At 67.9% G+C, this 16,469-nt stretch carries 16 protein-coding genes and 1 riboswitch; of the genes, 12 read left to right on the top strand and 4 right to left on the bottom strand.

Features of this window, described 5'->3' with window-relative positions:
• The first annotated feature begins 25 nt into the window (after nt 1-25).
• The 7 genes from manD to ACYVI5_RS11710 all read left to right on the top strand — a co-directional run bounded on the left by manD (nt 26) and on the right by ACYVI5_RS11710 (nt 5,499).
• Complete coding sequence (gene manD / locus ACYVI5_RS11740; protein ID WP_460580320.1) at nt 26-1,276, top strand: D-galactonate dehydratase family protein; 1,251 nt, start codon at nt 26-28, stop codon at nt 1,274-1,276.
• 185 nt (nt 1,277-1,461) lie between these two features.
• Entirely contained in the window at nt 1,462-2,319 is an 858-nt protein-coding gene (locus ACYVI5_RS11735) for a serine protein kinase RIO (RefSeq protein ID WP_460580319.1), read from the top strand.
• 237 nt (nt 2,320-2,556) lie between these two features.
• Complete coding sequence (locus ACYVI5_RS11730) at nt 2,557-3,183, top strand: 50S ribosomal protein L25/general stress protein Ctc (RefSeq protein ID WP_460580318.1); 627 nt, start codon at nt 2,557-2,559, stop codon at nt 3,181-3,183.
• Between the two features lie 21 nt (nt 3,184-3,204).
• Entirely contained in the window at nt 3,205-3,792 is a 588-nt protein-coding gene (pth, locus tag ACYVI5_RS11725; protein ID WP_460580317.1) for an aminoacyl-tRNA hydrolase, read from the top strand.
• Nucleotides 3,793-3,865: 73 nt separating this feature from the next.
• Nucleotides 3,866-4,576 (top strand): alpha/beta fold hydrolase, encoded by a 711-nt coding sequence (locus ACYVI5_RS11720; RefSeq protein ID WP_460580316.1) that lies wholly within the window; start codon nt 3,866-3,868, stop codon nt 4,574-4,576.
• A 49-nt stretch (nt 4,577-4,625) separates the two neighbouring features.
• Nucleotides 4,626-5,063 carry a GNAT family N-acetyltransferase gene (locus tag ACYVI5_RS11715; protein ID WP_460580315.1) on the top strand — a complete coding sequence of 146 codons (438 nt, stop codon included), beginning with the start codon at nt 4,626-4,628 and terminating at the stop codon, nt 5,061-5,063.
• A gap of 66 nt (nt 5,064-5,129) precedes the next feature.
• Nucleotides 5,130-5,195: riboswitch (guanidine-III (ykkC-III) riboswitch) on the top strand.
• Nucleotides 5,196-5,205: 10 nt separating this feature from the next.
• Entirely contained in the window at nt 5,206-5,499 is a 294-nt protein-coding gene (locus ACYVI5_RS11710) for a CBU_0592 family membrane protein (protein WP_460580314.1), read from the top strand.
• 87 nt (nt 5,500-5,586) lie between these two features.
• Here ACYVI5_RS11710 and ACYVI5_RS11705 read toward each other — a convergent pair whose 3' ends face one another.
• On the bottom strand, nt 5,587-5,847 hold the full coding sequence (locus ACYVI5_RS11705) for a hypothetical protein (protein WP_460534648.1): 261 nt from the start codon (nt 5,845-5,847) through the stop codon (nt 5,587-5,589).
• A 169-nt stretch (nt 5,848-6,016) separates the two neighbouring features.
• Complete coding sequence (locus ACYVI5_RS11700; protein WP_460534646.1) at nt 6,017-6,583, bottom strand: YceI family protein; 567 nt, start codon at nt 6,581-6,583, stop codon at nt 6,017-6,019.
• 155 nt (nt 6,584-6,738) lie between these two features.
• Here ACYVI5_RS11700 and mfd point away from each other — a divergent pair, with 155 nt between their 5' ends.
• Nucleotides 6,739-10,383, top strand: coding sequence for a transcription-repair coupling factor (mfd, locus tag ACYVI5_RS11695; protein ID WP_460580313.1), 3,645 nt, complete (start codon nt 6,739-6,741; stop codon nt 10,381-10,383).
• Here the strand turns inward: mfd and ACYVI5_RS11690 are convergent.
• Both ACYVI5_RS11690 and ACYVI5_RS11685 read right to left on the bottom strand, forming a co-directional pair.
• Nucleotides 10,380-11,399 (bottom strand): hypothetical protein, encoded by a 1,020-nt coding sequence (locus tag ACYVI5_RS11690; RefSeq protein WP_460580312.1) that lies wholly within the window; start codon nt 11,397-11,399, stop codon nt 10,380-10,382. The two genes, mfd and ACYVI5_RS11690, sit on opposite strands and share 4 nt — an antisense overlap.
• On the bottom strand, nt 11,396-11,746 hold the full coding sequence (locus ACYVI5_RS11685; protein ID WP_460580311.1) for a PadR family transcriptional regulator: 351 nt from the start codon (nt 11,744-11,746) through the stop codon (nt 11,396-11,398). Before ACYVI5_RS11685 ends, ACYVI5_RS11690 begins: the two co-directional genes overlap by 4 nt.
• An 86-nt stretch (nt 11,747-11,832) precedes the next feature.
• On the opposite strand from ACYVI5_RS11685, the gene ACYVI5_RS11680 reads away from it, so the two are divergent.
• From ACYVI5_RS11680 to ACYVI5_RS11665, 4 genes are all read left to right on the top strand, one after another.
• Nucleotides 11,833-13,725 (top strand): gamma-glutamyltransferase family protein, encoded by a 1,893-nt coding sequence (locus ACYVI5_RS11680; RefSeq protein WP_460580310.1) that lies wholly within the window; start codon nt 11,833-11,835, stop codon nt 13,723-13,725.
• Nucleotides 13,726-13,752: 27 nt separating this feature from the next.
• The gene (locus tag ACYVI5_RS11675) at nt 13,753-14,721 is read left to right on the top strand and encodes an aldo/keto reductase (RefSeq protein WP_460580309.1); all 969 of its coding nucleotides are present in this window, start codon (nt 13,753-13,755) and stop codon (nt 14,719-14,721) included.
• A gap of 68 nt (nt 14,722-14,789) precedes the next feature.
• Nucleotides 14,790-15,248 carry a GntR family transcriptional regulator gene (locus ACYVI5_RS11670; protein ID WP_460580308.1) on the top strand — a complete coding sequence of 153 codons (459 nt, stop codon included), beginning with the start codon at nt 14,790-14,792 and terminating at the stop codon, nt 15,246-15,248.
• Nucleotides 15,245-16,429: a DUF1648 domain-containing protein gene (locus ACYVI5_RS11665; protein ID WP_460580307.1), complete on the top strand. Its 1,185-nt coding sequence runs from the start codon at nt 15,245-15,247 to the stop codon at nt 16,427-16,429. The genes ACYVI5_RS11670 and ACYVI5_RS11665 overlap by 4 nt, the downstream gene beginning before the upstream one ends.
• Nucleotides 16,430-16,469 lie beyond the last annotated feature (40 nt).

Below are 16,469 nucleotides of genomic sequence, written 5' to 3'. Positions count from 1 at the left end.
GAACTCCACAACGTAGGGAGAGACCATGCTGATCCAGTCCGCCGAGGTGCTCGTCGCGAGTCCCGGGCGCAACTTCGTCACCCTGCGCATCACGACCGACGACGGGTACACCGGTCTCGGTGACGCCACACTGAACGGCCGTGAGCTCGCGGTGGCCGCGTACCTGAAGGAGCACGTCGTCCCGCTGCTCATCGGGCGCGAGGCGAGCCGCATCGAAGACACCTGGCAGTACCTGTATCGGGGCGCATACTGGCGACGCGGGCCGGTGACCATGGCCGCGATCGCCGCCGTCGACACCGCACTCTGGGACATCAAGGCGAAGGCCGCAGGCATGCCGCTCTACCAGCTGCTGGGCGGGCGCAGCCGCGACGGCCTACTCGTATACGGACACGCATCAGGCCTCGAGCTGCCCGAACTGTTCGACTCGATCCGCGAGCACCTCGAGGAGGGCTACCGCGCGATCCGCATCCAGACCGGCATCCCCGGCCTGCCTTCCGTGTACGGCGTGGCACACAGCCGCAACGCCGAAGCGGGCACGGAAGCCGGAACGGACGCCCGCTACGACTACGAGCCGGCGCGCCGCAGCGCGCTACCGGTCGAGGAGACCTGGGACACCCGCGCGTACCTGCGGCACATCCCCGGCGTCTTCGAGGCGGTGCGGAACGAGTTCGGGCCCGAGCTGCCGCTTTTGCACGACGCGCATCACCGGCTCACGCCCATCCAGGCGGCGAAGCTCGGCAAGTCGCTGGAGCCGTACGACCTGTTCTGGCTCGAAGATGTCACGCCTGCCGAGAACCAGGCCGTGCTGCGCAGGGTGCGCGAGCATACCACGACGCCGCTTGCGATCGGTGAGGTCTTCAACACCATCTGGGACTATCGCGAGCTGTTCGAGGAGCAGCTTATCGACTACGTGCGCAGCCCTGTCACCCACGCCGGTGGTATCACTGGCCTGCGCCGCATCTTCGACTACGCCGCCGTCTACCAGATCAAGTCGGGCGCGCACGGCCCCACCGATATCTCGCCGGTCGGGCTGGCCGCCGCGATCCACCTCGGGCTTGCGATCCCCAACTTCGGCATCCAGGAGTACATGCGGCATGCGCCGGTCACGCACGAGGTGTTCCGCACCACCTATTCGTTCGAGAACGGCATGCTGAATCCGTCGGATGCCCCTGGTCTCGGAGTCGACTATGACGACGAGGTCGCTGCGGCGCATCCGTATTCCGGGGCGTACCTGCCGGTGAACCGGCTGCTCGACGGCGCGATGCACGACTGGTAGTCTCGCTCGGGTGCGAGCCAGTACTGGCCGCACCGACATGCGCCGCTGGTGCTTCGAATCGAGGAGGTGATGACGTGACGGTATTCTTCCGCGCCTCCGTCCGACCTCTCACTCGATTCGGGGCCGTTCGTCGCTGACGTCAACGCCTGCGACCGCCGCGGCCTCCTCGTCATTTGGAGACCGCAGTGTCTTTCTTCGGCGACGACTTCGTCGTCCCCACCTTCGCCGACTTGCGTCTTGAAGACGGCCAGCGCAGCTCGACCTGGCCTGCCACCATGCCCAGCGAGCGCGGACCGATGCCGCGCCCCGACTGGGTCGTCACCTCCGCGGATGCCATCGACACCGAACTCGGCATCGTCAAGTCGGGCAAAGAAGCCGACGTCTGGCTGCTCGAACGTGCGGTGCCGGATGTCGTGACATCCGTCTCCGGCGCACGCTCCGCCATCCTCGCCGCCAAGCGGTACCGAGGAGCAGAGACCAGCGACTTCCACCGTTCTGCCTCCTACACGGAGGGGCGACGCCTCCGCAACACGCGCGACATGCGCGCCATGAGCCGCAAGTCCTCGTACGGACGGGAGGTCGCCGCGGGGCAGTGGGCGGCGGCCGAGTTCGCCGGGCTGTGCGCCGCATGGGTGGCGGGCGTGCCCGTTCCGTATCCGGTTCAGCTGAGCGGCACGGAGATCTTGATGGAGTTCATCGGGGATGCCGACCGCGGAGTAGCGGCACCACGACTGGCATCCGCTGCGCTCACCCCGGTCGAACTCGAGTCCTGCTTCGACCAGGTCATCGAGATCATGCACCGCTTCGCCCTCGCCGGCACCGCTCATGGCGACCTGTCGCCGTACAACCTGCTCGTGCACGAAGGGCGCGTCGTCGTGATCGACCTCCCGCAGATCGTCGATGTGATCGGCAACCCGAACGGCATCGAGCTCCTCGAACGCGACGTTCGCAACGTGTGCACCTGGTTCGCCAGGCGCGGGCTCGACAGCGATCCGGAGGAGATCTTCGGCGAGCTCTGCGCCGACGCCTGGGCGAAGCGTTGAACCACAACCCGCGCGAGCGCGACGGTCCGCTGGACCGTCGTTCCAAGCTCGAGCGCGCTGGTAGACTTGTGCACCGAACTTCGGCGAGGGATGCGCGCTTCCGAAAGCGCCGGCATCCGTGATCGACGCGGTGGATCAGGCTCACGTCTGTCCTCACGCTGACATGCAGCACGAGTTGACAACGAATCCCTTCAAACGATGTGGGCCGCTGAAGCCCACCGAAAGCGAGACATCACCATGGCTGACGACAGCAACAAGGTGGCCGCGGAGACCCGCGACCGATTCGGCAAGGGCGCGGCGCGCAAGATCCGTGCGGCGGGCAAGATCCCTGCGGTTCTCTACGGTCACGGCACGGACCCGCAGCACCTGACCCTGCCCGCGCACCAGCTCGGGCTGATCCTGCGCAAGGCGAACGCGGTGCTCGACCTCGACATCGCCGGCAAGTCGCAGCTCGCCCTCGTGAAGGACGTGCAGAAAGACCCGGTGCACCAGATCATCGAGCACATCGACCTCATCATCGTGCGTCGCGGCGAGAAGGTTCAGATCGAGGTTCCGGTGCACGTCGAGGGCGAGCCGTTCTCCGGCACGATCGTGGTGCAAGACCTCTCGACCATCTCCGTCGAGGCCGAGGCCACCCACATCCCGGAGCGCGTGGTCGTCGACGTCGAGGGCCTGGAAGACGGCACTCACATCACTGCCGCAGACATCAAGCTGCCGAACGGTGTCTCCCTGCTGAGCGAGCCGGAGGCCCTGGTCGTCGCCATCAGCACGCCGTCCGCGCCGGCGGCCGAGGAGACGGAGGAGGCCGAGGAGGCCGCCGAGGCCGAGGCGGCGTCGGAAGCACCCGCCGAGTCCGCCGAGTAGCTCGGGCCGGACGGCACACGGATGGCGGAACAGCCCTGGCTCATCGTCGGCCTCGGCAACCCCGGCGCGCAGTACGAGCGCACCCGCCACAACATCGGGCAGATGGTGGTGGACGAGCTCGCAGGCCGGGCATCCGCCGTGTTCAAGTCGCACAAGACCAACGCGAGGGTCGCCGAGGGACGCATCGTCCCCGGCGGCCCTCGCCTGGTCCTGGCCAAGCCGAACACGTACATGAACGTCTCGGGCGGTCCCGTCGCGCAGCTCATGCGGTTCTACTCGCTGCAGCCGGATCGGCTCATCGTGGTGCACGACGAGCTGGACATCCCCTTCGACACGATCAAGCTGAAGTCAGGCGGCGGCCACGGGGGCCACAACGGGGTGCGCGACATCGCCAGCGCCCTGCGCAACCCCGACTTCACCCGCGTGCGTGTCGGCGTCGGTCGTCCCCCTGGACGAACGGACGCCGCCGATCACGTTCTCAGTCCCTTCACGTCGGCGCAACGGCAGGTGCTTCCGAGCCTGATCTCCGACGCGGCGGATGCCGTCGAGCTCGTCACGACGGACGGCCTGCTCGTGGCGCAGCAGAAATACCACGCGCCATCCGAGTGACTCACGGCCGGCTCATAGCCGGCATCCTGCTGCTCCGAGGCATCCGCACACCAGCGTGACGTAGCTTCGCACCATGCAGTTGTTCACCCGGGAATGGGGCACCGGCGACCGGGTGGCCGTTCTCGTGCACGGCCTGTTCAGCAGCTCTCGCACCTGGCACCGGGTAGGTCCCGCGCTCGCCGAACAGGGCTACCGCGTCGTCGCCGTCGACCTCGCCGGACACGGGAAGAGCCCGCGCTCGCTGTCGTATTCCGTTGCGGAGCTCGTGCGGAGCATCGCTGACAGCGTTCCCCTGAGACCGGAGCTCGCCATCGGGCATTCGCTCGGGGGCCTGACGCTTTCGCGTCTCGTGCGACGGCTTCAGCCCGAGCGTGCCGTCTACATCGATCCGGCGTTCCTCGGCACGCGGCTGCCCTGGTGGCAACGCGCAGGAGCGCCGATGCTCTTCCACAGCCTGCTCAACCGGCCGGAGAAGGCGGTCGCCCGCAGCAACCCGCGCTGGCACAAGGTCGACGTCGAGATCGAGGTTTCCGACTACGCGGCATTCGACCGGCGCTTCTTCCGGCGGTTCGGCGACGGCCGGGCCATGCCCCTGAGTGCGCCCGACCGCATGGTCGTGCCGTCGCTGATGATGCTCGCCGACCGCTCCCGGCTGGTGAGCGAGCCCGTGGCGGAGCGGATGCGTGGCCTCGGCTTCGAAGTTCGCGTCGTCGCCGGCGCCGGCCACACCGTGCACCGGGACGACTTCGACGGCTTCCAGAGGGCCCTGCGCGGCTGGGTCTGACGCGGTTCCCACGTCGATCGAGCGGCGGAGCGTCGCCTAAGCTTCGACAATGGTTGGCATCGCGCCCGTGCGCCCCGAAGATCGCGCCGAATGGCTCGAGCTGTTCCGCGGATACCTCACGTTCTATGCAGCCCACCTGGATGAAGCGACCATCGACGCGCTGTTCACCCGATTGCTCGACACGGAGATCCACGGTGCGCTGGCTCGGGATGAGCAAGGGCGGGCGATCGGGCTGGTCCACTGGCTGACGCACGCTGCGACCTGGACGACGGCGGACTACTGCTACCTCGAGGATCTCTTCGTCTCACCGGATGCACGTCGCACCGGAGCAGGCGCGGCATTGATCGAGCATGTGCGAGCGTGGGCGGAGGAACACGGTTCGGCGAAGGTCTACTGGCTTACGGCCGAGACGAACGCCACCGCTCGTTCCCTCTACGATCGGGTGGCACAGCGGAGCGGATTCATCCACTACGAGATCACGCTCTGAACCTCGGTAGCCGAGCGGCCCGGGGCTGCCCAGTGCGTGCCCAGGCCGATCGGATAGCGTCGCCGAGGACCGGCGGTTTCTCGTCGTTCCCCGGACGAGACGCGCCGTACCCGGATCCGACGACGACGCTCGGGAGAGCATCGTGGACATCCTCATCCAGGTCATCGGCTCGCTACTCGTGCTCGCGGGGTTCGCACTCGCTCAGTGGGGTGTGCTGAATCCGAAGTCGCCGACGTATCTCGTTCTGAACGTGGTGGGTTCGGGCATCCTCGCCGTCGATGCGGTGGTCGAGGCGCAGTGGGGATTCCTGCTGCTGGAGGGCGTGTGGGCGATCGTGTCGCTCGTGTCGCTCATCGGCGTGCTGCGCGTGCGGGCGGCCGTCGGCGGCGGCACCGGCGCAGAGGACGACGCAGAGGCAAGCTCGCCGCGACGATGACGAGCTCGAACTGCTCTTCCTCTACTACGCCGCAGGGTGGTCAGCGGCTGCCGGAATCTCCTCCGCGGCCGGACGGGTTCGGCCGCCTCAGCGGCCGTGGGCCGCGAGGATCTGGTCGAGGTCGATGTGGGCGAGCAGCTGCGTCCAGTCGAGCTCGCGCGCGACATCCTCGACATCCTTCTCCGCGAACACCCGGCCGTTGCGCTGCACGACGATCCCTTGCGGGATGATCGCGTTCAGCTCGGCCAGCACGGCGTCATTCACCGCCTCGGTGTCGAAGTCGGCTCCGTAGCGGGCATAGACATCGGCGGGGACGGTGTAGTCGATGGTCGTGATCTCGGTCGCCATGCGGCGAGCCTATCGACGCTGCCTCGCACCCGTCACGGGGTTGCGGGTACCATCGGGCACCTCGCCCAGCCAGCCGCAAACTGCCGAACCACCCCCATATTCGCGTGAATCTGGGGGTGGCTCGGCAGTACGGGGGTGGCTCGACGTGCGGGGCTCGCCGGGCGGAGTGTCAGGACTCCAGGGCTGCCTGCAAGTCGATCGTGATGGTCACGGTGTCGCCGAGAAGCATGCCGCCGGTCTCGAGCGCCGCGTTCCAGGTGAGACCGAAGTCTTCACGGTTGACGACAGCCTTGGCGCTGGCGCCTGCCTTGTAGTTGCCGTAGGCATCCGCCCCGAAACCGCCGAAGTCGAACTCGAACGTGACCGGCTTGGTGACGCCCTTGATGGTCAGATCTCCGTCGACGAAGAAGTCGCCGTTCTCCACGCGGGCGCCGGTGGAGACGAAGTCGATGGTCGGGTAGGTGTCGGCCTCGAAGAAGTCGCCGGTGCGCAGGTGGCCGTCACGGTTCGGGTCACCGGTGGAGATGGATGCCACCTCGGCGCTGGCCGTCACGCTCGCCTCGAGCGGGTTGGCTGGCGTGACGAACGACGCCTGGAACTTCTCGAACTTGCCCTTCACCTTGCTGATCATCAGGTGACGGATGCTGAAACCCACCTCGCTGTGCGCGGGGTCGATCACCCAGGTGCCCTCGCGGTAGCCGGGAATCTCGAGTGTGGTCGTGGCGGTGTCGGTCATGGTTCTCCTCGTGTGCTGATGAAAGGAAAGAGTCGTGCGGGCCGGTGCCGCACACGTATGCAAACGCATGGGATGGAGCGGTATTCCGCGCTCAGAGAAAAAGTTCGCGAGGCAGGTGTCCGACGGTGTCTGACGCGGTATCTACACTGGACCGAGTGATCCTCGAGGGCTTGACCGAGGCGCTCTCGCGCGCCCAGACATTCGCTGACGCCCTCGCCTACGCGAACCGCGATGCGGACTTCTCGGTGACGAGTGGCCTGCGCGTTCCCCTCGCGGTGGCGCTGCTCGGCAATCGTCCCGCCGACAAGCAGGTGCTGCTCGTCGTCACCGCCACGGGCCGAGAGTCGGAGGCCCTGCGCTCCGCACTCGGGTCCGTGGCACCGCACGCGGAGGTGGTGGAGTTCCCGGCGTGGGAGACCCTGCCGCACGAGCGATTGAGCCCGAGCGCCGAGATCGTGGGCAAACGACTGACCGCGCTGCGAAGGCTGACCAAGTGGGAGCCGGATGCCGGGCATCCGCTTGTCGTCGTCGCCTCGGTTCGCGCCGCGCTCCAGCCGCTCGCCGCGGGCCTGGACCTGCTGGAGCCCATCGTGCTGGCCGAGGGCAGCAGGGGCAACGATCTGACCGGCATTGCGTCGCACCTCGTCGACATGGCGTACGCACGCGTCGACATGGTGACGCGCCGGGGTGAGTTCGCGGTGCGTGGAGGCATCCTCGACGTGTTCCCGCCGACGGCGGAGCATCCGGTGCGGGTGGACTTCTTCGGTGACGAGGTCGAGCAGATCCGGGCATTCTCGGTGGCCGACCAGCGGTCGCTGCCGCACGATGTGCCCGAGGTGCAACTGGCGCCCGCGCGCGAGCTGCTGCTGACGGACGCCGTCAGGCAACGCGCCGCCGAGATGGCGCACGAGTTCCCCGGCCTCGAGCAGCTGCTGACCAAGGTGGCGGAGGGCATCCCGGTCGAGGGAATGGAATCGCTGGCACCGGCCCTCGTCGACCGGCTGGTGCCGCTCACTGAGTATCTGCCGGACGGGGCAGCAGTGGCCGTGATGGGTCCGGAGCGCGTCGCCGCGCGAGCGGTGAGCCTGGCGGAGACGAACCGCGAGTTCCTCGAGGCCGCGTGGAGTGCGGCGACGGTCGGTGCCGCCGCGCCGATCGACCTGGCCTCCGGCGACTTCCTGTCGCTGCGGCAGTTACGCGACGCCGCGCAGCTCAGCCGGCCGGGAGAGCAGGCGCCCGACCACCCCTGGTGGACGTTCTCCGGCTTCGACACCGGGGGAGCCGAGCCGATCGTGCCGATCGCCGAGCAGTCCGTCGAAGACCTCGTCGAGTCTGCGGGCGACTACGTGCGCGTGGCGGCCGAAGCCGTCCCGAGCTTCGCGGGGAACGTCGACGGCGCGGTGGGCCACGTGGCCCAGAGGTTGTCCGAAGGATGGCGGATCGCCATCGTCGCGGAGGGACACGGTCTCGTGGAACGCGCGGTCGACGTGCTGTCCGAGCACGGGATCGCTGCGCGGCAGGTCGAGGACTACCCGGCGGATGCCTCCAGCGGCGTCGCCTACGTGCTTGCGGCATCCGTCGAGCAGGGCTTCGAGCTGCCGGAGGCGAAGCTCGCCCTGATCGGCGAGACCGAGTTCTATGGCCGCACGATCGGCTACGACTCCAGGCAGGTCAAGAAGCTCGGCGTTCGGCGCAAGAACGTCGTGGATCCGCTGCAGTTGAAGGCGGGCGACTTCGTGGTGCACGAGACGCATGGCATCGGGAAGTTCGTGGAGCTCGTGCAGCGCGAGGTCTCCAGCGGCGGCCGCAACGCGGTGAAATCCAAACGCGAGTACCTAGTGCTGCAGTACGCGCCGTCGAAGCGCGGGTATCCGGGCGACAAGCTTTACGTTCCGACCGACCAGCTGGATCTGCTAAGCCGCTACGTCGGCGGCGAGGCTCCGCAGCTGTCGAAGATGGGCGGCAGCGACTGGTCGCAGGCGAAGGGTCGCGCGCGAAAAGCGGTGCGCGACATCGCCGTCGAGCTCGTGAAGCTGTATTCGGCGCGGATGGCGTCGAAGGGTCACGCATTCGGGCCGGATACGCCGTGGCAGCGCGAGCTGGAGGAGGCGTTCCCGTTCGTGGAGACCCCCGACCAGCTGCAGACCATCGACGAGGTGAAGGCCGACATGGAGCGCCCGATCCCGATGGATCGTCTGGTCTCCGGCGACGTCGGCTTCGGCAAGACCGAGATCGCGGTACGAGCTGCGTTCAAGGCCGTGCAAGACGGCAAGCAGGTGCTTCTGCTCGTGCCCACCACGTTGCTCGTTCGCCAGCACTTCGAGACGTTCCAGGAACGGTTCGCCGGGTTCCCGGTGCACCTACGGCAGCTCAGCCGGTTCCAGAGCGACCGTGAGGCGAAGGAGGTCATGGACGGTCTCGCCGACGGCACGGTCGACGTCGTGATCGGCACGCACCGGCTGCTCTCGAAGAACCTCGTCGTGAAAGACCTCGGGCTGGTGATCGTCGACGAGGAACAGCGCTTCGGTGTGGAGCACAAGGATGCCCTCAAGAAGCTGAAGACGAACGTCGACGTGCTCGCGATGAGCGCGACACCCATTCCGCGAACACTCGAGATGGCGGTCACCGGCATCCGCGAGATGTCGACCCTGGCGACGCCGCCGGAGGACAGGCATCCGATCCTCACGTTCGTGGGGCCGTACTCCGACAAGCAGGTGGCGGCCGCGATTCGGCGCGAGCTGCTGCGCGAGGGACAGGTCTTCTTCGTGCACAACCGGGTGTCGAGCATCCAGCGCATCGCATCGCAGCTTGCCGAACTCGTTCCCGAGGCCCGGATCGCGGTAGCGCACGGGCAGATGAACGAGCACGTGCTGGAGCAGATGGTCGTCGACTTCTGGGAGCGCAAGTTCGACGTGCTGGTCTCGACGACGATCATCGAGACCGGGCTCGATATCGCCAACGCGAACACGATCATCATCGATCGCGCCGACAAGTACGGGTTGTCGCAGCTGCACCAGCTGCGCGGGCGTGTGGGCCGGGGCCGCGAACGCGCGTACGCGTACTTTCTGTGGGATGCCGACAAGCCGCTCTCCGAGACCGCCCACGATCGGCTCTCGACGATCGCGGCGAACAACGAACTGGGCAGCGGCATGCAGGTGGCGCTGAAAGACCTCGAGCTGCGCGGTGCCGGCAACCTGCTCGGCGGCGAGCAGTCCGGCCACATCGCCGGCGTCGGATTCGACCTCTACCTGCGCATGATCGGCGAGGCGGTCGGCACGTTCCGCGGCGAGGTCGCCGAGGGACAGACGGAACTGCGGCTGGAACTGCCGGTGGATGCCCACATTCCGGAGGAGTACGTCGACTCCGAGCGACTGCGGCTCGAGGCGTATCAGAAGCTGTCGGCGGCATCCGCTCCGAACGCGAAGCCGGATGCCATCGATCTCGTGCTCGAGGAGCTCACGGATCGCTACGGAGCACCGCCGGAGGCGGTGACCAACCTCATCTCCGTCTCACGGCTGCGCCGCCGCGCCCAGCAGGCCGGGCTGTCGGATGTCGTGGCGATGGGTTCGAATCTGCGCATCGCGCCGGCCGAGCTGCGGGACTCGCTGCAGGTGCGACTGCAGCGCATGTACCCGAAATCGCGCATCGTGGCGGCTCAGAAGGTGCTGCTCGTGCCCCTCCCGGTCGTGGACGGCGAATCACTGCCGGATGCCGACCTGATCGGCTGGGTGCGAGGGCTGCTCGACGCGATCTTCCCACAGCCGGAGGCGGCACAGACCGAAGAGGCCGCGGCGGGCTAGCGTCTTCCGATCTCCGCAGCGCGTCCCGTCTGGTTGCGGACATCCGCTCGGCGTCGGAGCACCACCGCGAACGCCGTCGCCGTGACATATCCGAGAATGAGGGGGATCGCCAGCATCAACTCGTGGGTGGGGGAGCCTCCCGCGAGGGGCCCAGCGTTGTTGATGAGCAGGAGCGACCACGGAGTCGTGGCAAGCACGATGACGGCCGCAATCCTGGACCTGCGCATCAAAGCGAACAGGAGCGCCACGATGAGGGCAAGGACCGATCCCGTGTACGCGAGCATCGGCTGAACGACCCCGCTGAAGAATTCCAGAACCGGAACCGTTCCGGTGAAGAAGTGAGCCGGCTTCCACGGGCCAAACGCGATGGTGGATGCGCAGAATGCGAGAATCCAGATCCCAGCGCATATCAGCGATTGAGACGCTCGTGGACGTCGGCCCGGCAACGCCAAGAGTGCGATCAGCGCGGCGAAGGCACAGGAGACGCTGCTCAGCCAGGGCTGGTCGCCGAGTACGCCGAGATGCCCCACGCCAGCGAGGGTGGTGCCAGCGGCGGCCGTGGCCACTAGCAGGGATCGGTAGAGCCACACCGGGCCGACGAGTGAGGAAGCCCACGCGACGATCGCAAGGCCGGCGACGATGACGAATGCACTGAGGAATGGACCGAAACCGATCGGATCCGCGCTCCCGTATCCGTCGAGCCAATTCGCGCGCGCCGCTGACGTCCAGGGAGCCCATTCAAAGATCAGTCCAGTGATCAGCCCATACGCGCCGAGCAGACCGGTCATGACGATAGTGAGCCGATCCCGCACGGCACCGGGAACGAGCCGCTCGGCACGCGCGTCCAGCCCTCCGACCACCATCGCGACCTTCTCCGACCGAGTCAGCCGATCACGGCCTTCGGCGTCGGCGAGGTCGAGGTAGGTGCCGAGCATCGCGGCCCCGTTCTGTTCCTGCCAACGTGCCGGATACCAGGCGGACCAACGGTGGAAGTCGCGCTTCATGGCAAGGTTCATGCCACGCCACCCGCCAGGCGAGCGGATCGCCGAGCGGCAAGACGCTGCCTCGCAATTGCGGCTCGCGCTTCCAGGCGCTCCGCTTCCACGCGCAGCGTCTCTTCGCCGGCATCCGTCAAGGCGAAGTACCGGCGCAGCCGCCCATCCACGGTCTCGTCGCCTGCGCGGCACACCAGCCCGTCAGTGGCGAGGCGGTCGAGGGCCGCGTACAGCGAACTCACTTTCAGACGCACCCGCCCTTCACTGATCTCACCGGCCTCGCGGATGATGGCGTATCCGTGTCGTCGGCCACCGGCAAGTACGGTCAAAATCGACAGTGCCGGATCTCGCAGCTCGTTCGTCTTCATGCACCGGACGATAGTCCGCGGGATGGAATATGACAAGGAATGGAATGCCGTCTGTGCGGACGTGCCCCGTCGCTACGGTTGACCACGTGACCTTCACCCCAGCACCCGCATTCACCACTCGCCCGACGCTGCGTGGCACGTTCGGCATGTCGGCCTCCACGCATTGGCTCGCCACCGCGACCGCGCAGTCGGTGCTGGAGCGCGGCGGCAACGCGTTCGATGCGGCGGTAGCGGCCGGGTTCGTGCTGCACATCGTCGAGCCGCACCTGAATGGCCCGGGTGGCGATCTCACGGGATTGTTCCGCGTCGCGGGCGGCGAGGTCCGCGTGCTCATGGGCCAGGGGCCGGCGCCAGCAGGCGCGACCCTCGAGCACTATCGCGACGCCGAGGGCCTCGCCGAAGTGCCGGGTGCCGGTGCGCTCGCCGCAGCCGTTCCGGGGTCTGTGGATGCCTGGCTCTGGCTCCTCGTCGAACACGGCACCTGGGAGCTCGGAGACGTGCTCGCGTACGCGATCGGGTATGCCGAGCACGGGCATCCGGCACATCAGAACGTGGTGACGACGATCGAGCGCATCCGGGAGCACTTCACGCAGCACTGGCCGACATCGGCCGCTCTCTGGCTGGATGCCGACGGCAACGCGCCTGTCGAGGGCGCACTGCTCGTGAACCCTGCGTACGCGGCGGTGCTTCGGCGGCTGGCGGCAGCCGAACCCGCGGGGGAGGGCGCGGGCCGCACGGACCGGATCGACGCTGCCCGGCGGGAGTGGAAGTCGGGCTTCGTCGCCGACGCCGTCGAGAGGTTCGCGCGGCAGCCGCACCGTCACAGCGACGGCCGCGATCACGCCGGGGTGATGCGGGCATCCGATCTCGCCGCCTTCGACGCGGGCGACGAGGATGCCGCGACCTACGACTTCCGCGGATGGCGCGTGCACAAGACCGGCCCGTGGGGCCAGGGCCCGGTACTGCTGCAGATGCTCGCGATCCTCGACGCATACGGACGCCTGCACTCGCTCGACGACGAGCACCTCGACCCGTCGACCGCGCTCGGCATCCATACGATCGCGGAGGCGGAGAAGCTCGCGCTCGCCGACCGCGACGCCTGGTACGGCGATCCGGCCTTCGTCGACGTGCCGCTGTCGACGTTGTTGTCGGCCGAGTACGCGGAGTCCCGTGCCGCTCTCATCGGGGAGAGCGCCAGCGCTGAGCTTCGACCCGGCGCACCTGACGGGCGCACTCCCCACCTGCCGGCGGTGGCGACCGGCGCCGGCAAGGACGGCCTCGAAGAGTCCGACGCTGCCGGCGAGACCGAGGACCGCGCGGCAGGCGTCGGCGAGCCGACCGTCGACCGGCACGGTCAGACCCGCGGCGACACGTGCCACCTCGATGTGGTCGACCGCTGGGGCAACATCATCACTGTGACTCCGTCGGGCGGATGGCTGCAGTCGTCCCCGACGATCCCCGAACTCGGCTTCTGCCTCGGCACGCGGCTGCAGATGGCGTGGCTCGACGAGAGCGTTTCCACGGTTCTGCGACCCGGTGCGCGCCCGCGAACGACTTTGTCGGCGACGCTGATCACGGCATCCGAGCCGGGGGGCGGCGAGCACGTGCTGACGCTCGGCACGCCCGGCGGCGACCAGCAGGACCAGTGGCAGCTGCCGGCGCTGCTCAGGATGCTCGTGGGAGGCTGGAGCGCGCAGGCCGCGATCGACGCCCCCACGTTCCACACCACCAGCCATATCTCCAGCTTCTGGCCGCGCGACTGGGAGCCGGCAGGTCTCGTCGTAGAGGAGCGGATCGGTCCGGATGTGATCGAGGAGCTTCGTCGGCGCGGACACCGCGTCACGGTCTCCGGCCCCTGGGCGCTCGGCCGCCTTAGCGCCGTTGGCATGGAACCGGCGGGTGCCGGAACGGAGTCGCCGCGTCTGTTCTGGGCGGCCGCCAACCCGCGCGGTACGCAGGGCTACGCCGCCGGTCGCTGATGCGTCACCGGCGATAACGTCGACACCATGCCAGATATCGAATACCGCACCCTCGGACCCTCCGGCCTCGTCGTCTCCACCGTCGGCCTCGGCTGCAACAACTTCGGTCGCGCCGACACGCGCACCGAGACGCAGGAGGGCACGACCGCGGTCATCGACGCCGCGATCGATGCGGGCATCACCTTCTTCGACACCGCAGACATCTATGGCAGGGAGCCGGGGCTCAGCGAGGTGCTGATGGGCAACGCGCTTCGTGGGCGCCGCGATGGCGTCGTGCTCGCGACGAAGTTCGGCATGGACATGCGCGGCGCCAACGGCCCCGACTGGGGTGCGCGCGGCTCCCGCCGCTACGTGCGGCTCGCGGTCGAGGCATCCCTCGGCCGACTGAAGACGGACTGGATCGACCTCTACCAGTTGCACGCTCCCGACCCGGTCACGCCGATCGAAGAGACCCTCGAGGTGCTCGACGACCTCATCGCCGAGGGCAAGGTGCGCTACATCGGGCACTCCAACCTCGCAGGCTGGCAGATCGCGGACGCCGAATACCAAGCCGTGCTGCACGGGCATCCGCGATTCGTCTCCGCCCAGAATCAGTACAACCTGCTGCACCGCGAGGCCGAGCACGAGGTGCTCCCCGCCGCTCGGCACTACGGACTCGGGTTCCTGCCGTTCTTCCCCCTGTACAACGGGCTCTTCACCGGCAAGTTCTCTCGCAAGGGCGGACCCGACGACAGCCGCATCATGCGGCAGCGGCGGCACATCCTCGACGAGGCGCCGTGGGACGCTCTGGATGCCTACCAGCGGTTCTGCGACGAGCGCGGCGTCACGATGCTGCAGGCCACGTTCGGCTGGCTGCTCGCGCAGCCGGCGCTGACGAGCGTGATCGCCGGAGCGACGACACCGGAGCAGGTCGTCGCCAATGCGCAAGCTGGCACCGCATGGCATCCGTCGCCCGAGGACGTCGTCGCAATCGCGGAGCTGTTCCCGCGGAGTTGAACTCCGCCGCTCCTACTGTGTTATAACTACTAATACAGATAGTACGGTGAGCGAGAACGGGAGTGCGGATGATGCAGATCGCCATCGACCCACTGTCGGACGTTCCGCTCTACCAGCAGCTGCGCGACCGCATCGTCGAGGGCATCGCCACGCGAGAGCTCGAGCCGGGTGAAGCGCTCGCCTCGGTTCGTCAGCTCGCCATGGAATTTGGTATCAATCCGGCGACGGTGGCCAAGGGTTACGACCTGTTGCGTGCCGAGGGGCTGCTCACCACGCACCGGAGCGCCGGCTCCGTCGTCGCTCCTGGCGCCTTGCAGGGCTGGAACGACGCGGCCGAGGCGGCATGGCGATCTCGGCTGTTCACGCTGGTCGCCGAGGCTATCGCTCACGGCGCGGAGACGAGCCGCATCGCCGCACTCCTCGGCGAGGTGCTCGATGAATTCCCGCGGAACGATGAGCGGAGAAGGCCGGGCACTCCGCCCACCGCGAGCGAGAAGCCCGATCTCCGGAAGGACGCACGTTCGTGACCATCTTCGCCATCGTGTTCACCATCGTCGTCACCGCGGTGATCGCAGCGCTCCTGCTGGCGATGCCGTCGATCGTGCGGCCTACCCTGCCGCTCGGCGTCAGCGTGCCGACCGAGCGCGTCTCCGATCCGGCCGTGCGATCGGCCGTGCGCCTTTACCGCTGGTGCGTCACGATCGCATGGCTGATCTGCGTCATCGTCGGTGCGCTCGTCGCACTCATCGTCCCGGTTTTGACGGTGGCGATCATGCCGCTGCTGTTCCTGGTGCTCTCGTTCATCGTCTACGTCGTCGTACGAAGGAGCATCGTCGCCGCCAAACGCGACGGCGGGTGGTACGAGGGCAAGCCCACGAGGCTCGTGGCGGACGCCTCACCGCGCCGCCACGGGCATCCGCCGATCGGCTGGCTGCTCGCGTCACTGGCCGTGGTGTGTGCCGTCGTCGCGCTCGGCATCGCCGTCTACGCGTCGTTGCCCGACATCGTGCCGGTGCACTGGGGAGCGGGCGGTCACGTCGACCGCACGGCGCCGAAGTCGGTGTGGAGCGTCTTCAGCCTGCCGATCGTGGCAGGCGCGCTGTCGATCGGGCTCTATGGCATGTCATGGGTCACGAGGTCGAACGGCGGCCGCAGGGTGGCGTCCGACACCCCTGCGCAGTCGGCGATGCGAGCGGATGCACAGCGGCACCTCGCGTCAACCGGTCTCGGCATCCTGTCCCTGGCTCTCACGCTCGGGCTCGGCGCCTCGGCCGCGACAACGTGGCTCGCACCGTCGTCGCCCGGCCTCATGTTCGCCTCGATCGGCCTGACGCTCGTGCTCACGCTCGGCGCGACCGCCGGGATCGTCGTCGCGTACGGCAGGGCGATGACACGAGCGAATGCGCTCGCTACGCACTCCGCCGGGGTTCCCGCCGCAGCAGGTGGCGCAGTTGCCACGCATTCGCATGCGGCCGCGCATCCGGCTGCCGAGTCGCCGCGGCCTGAGGCTCCCGACGACGACCGGTACTGGAAGCTCGGCGTGCTCTACGTCAACCGGGACGACCCGGCGACCTTCGTGCCCAAGCGTTTCGGCGTGGGCTGGACCATCAACCTGGGCAGTCCCGGCGGCATCGCGTTCGGCATCATCGCTGCGGTCGTCGTGGTGGGATCGATCGTCACCTCGATCGTTGCCGGCGCGACTCACTGAGCTCGAAATGCCCTGAACTTCAAGACAACGAAAGGTCAAT

The sequence above is a fragment of the Humibacter ginsengisoli genome (assembly GCF_054780095.1).
This window is presented reverse-complemented; position numbering and strand designations above follow the sequence as displayed.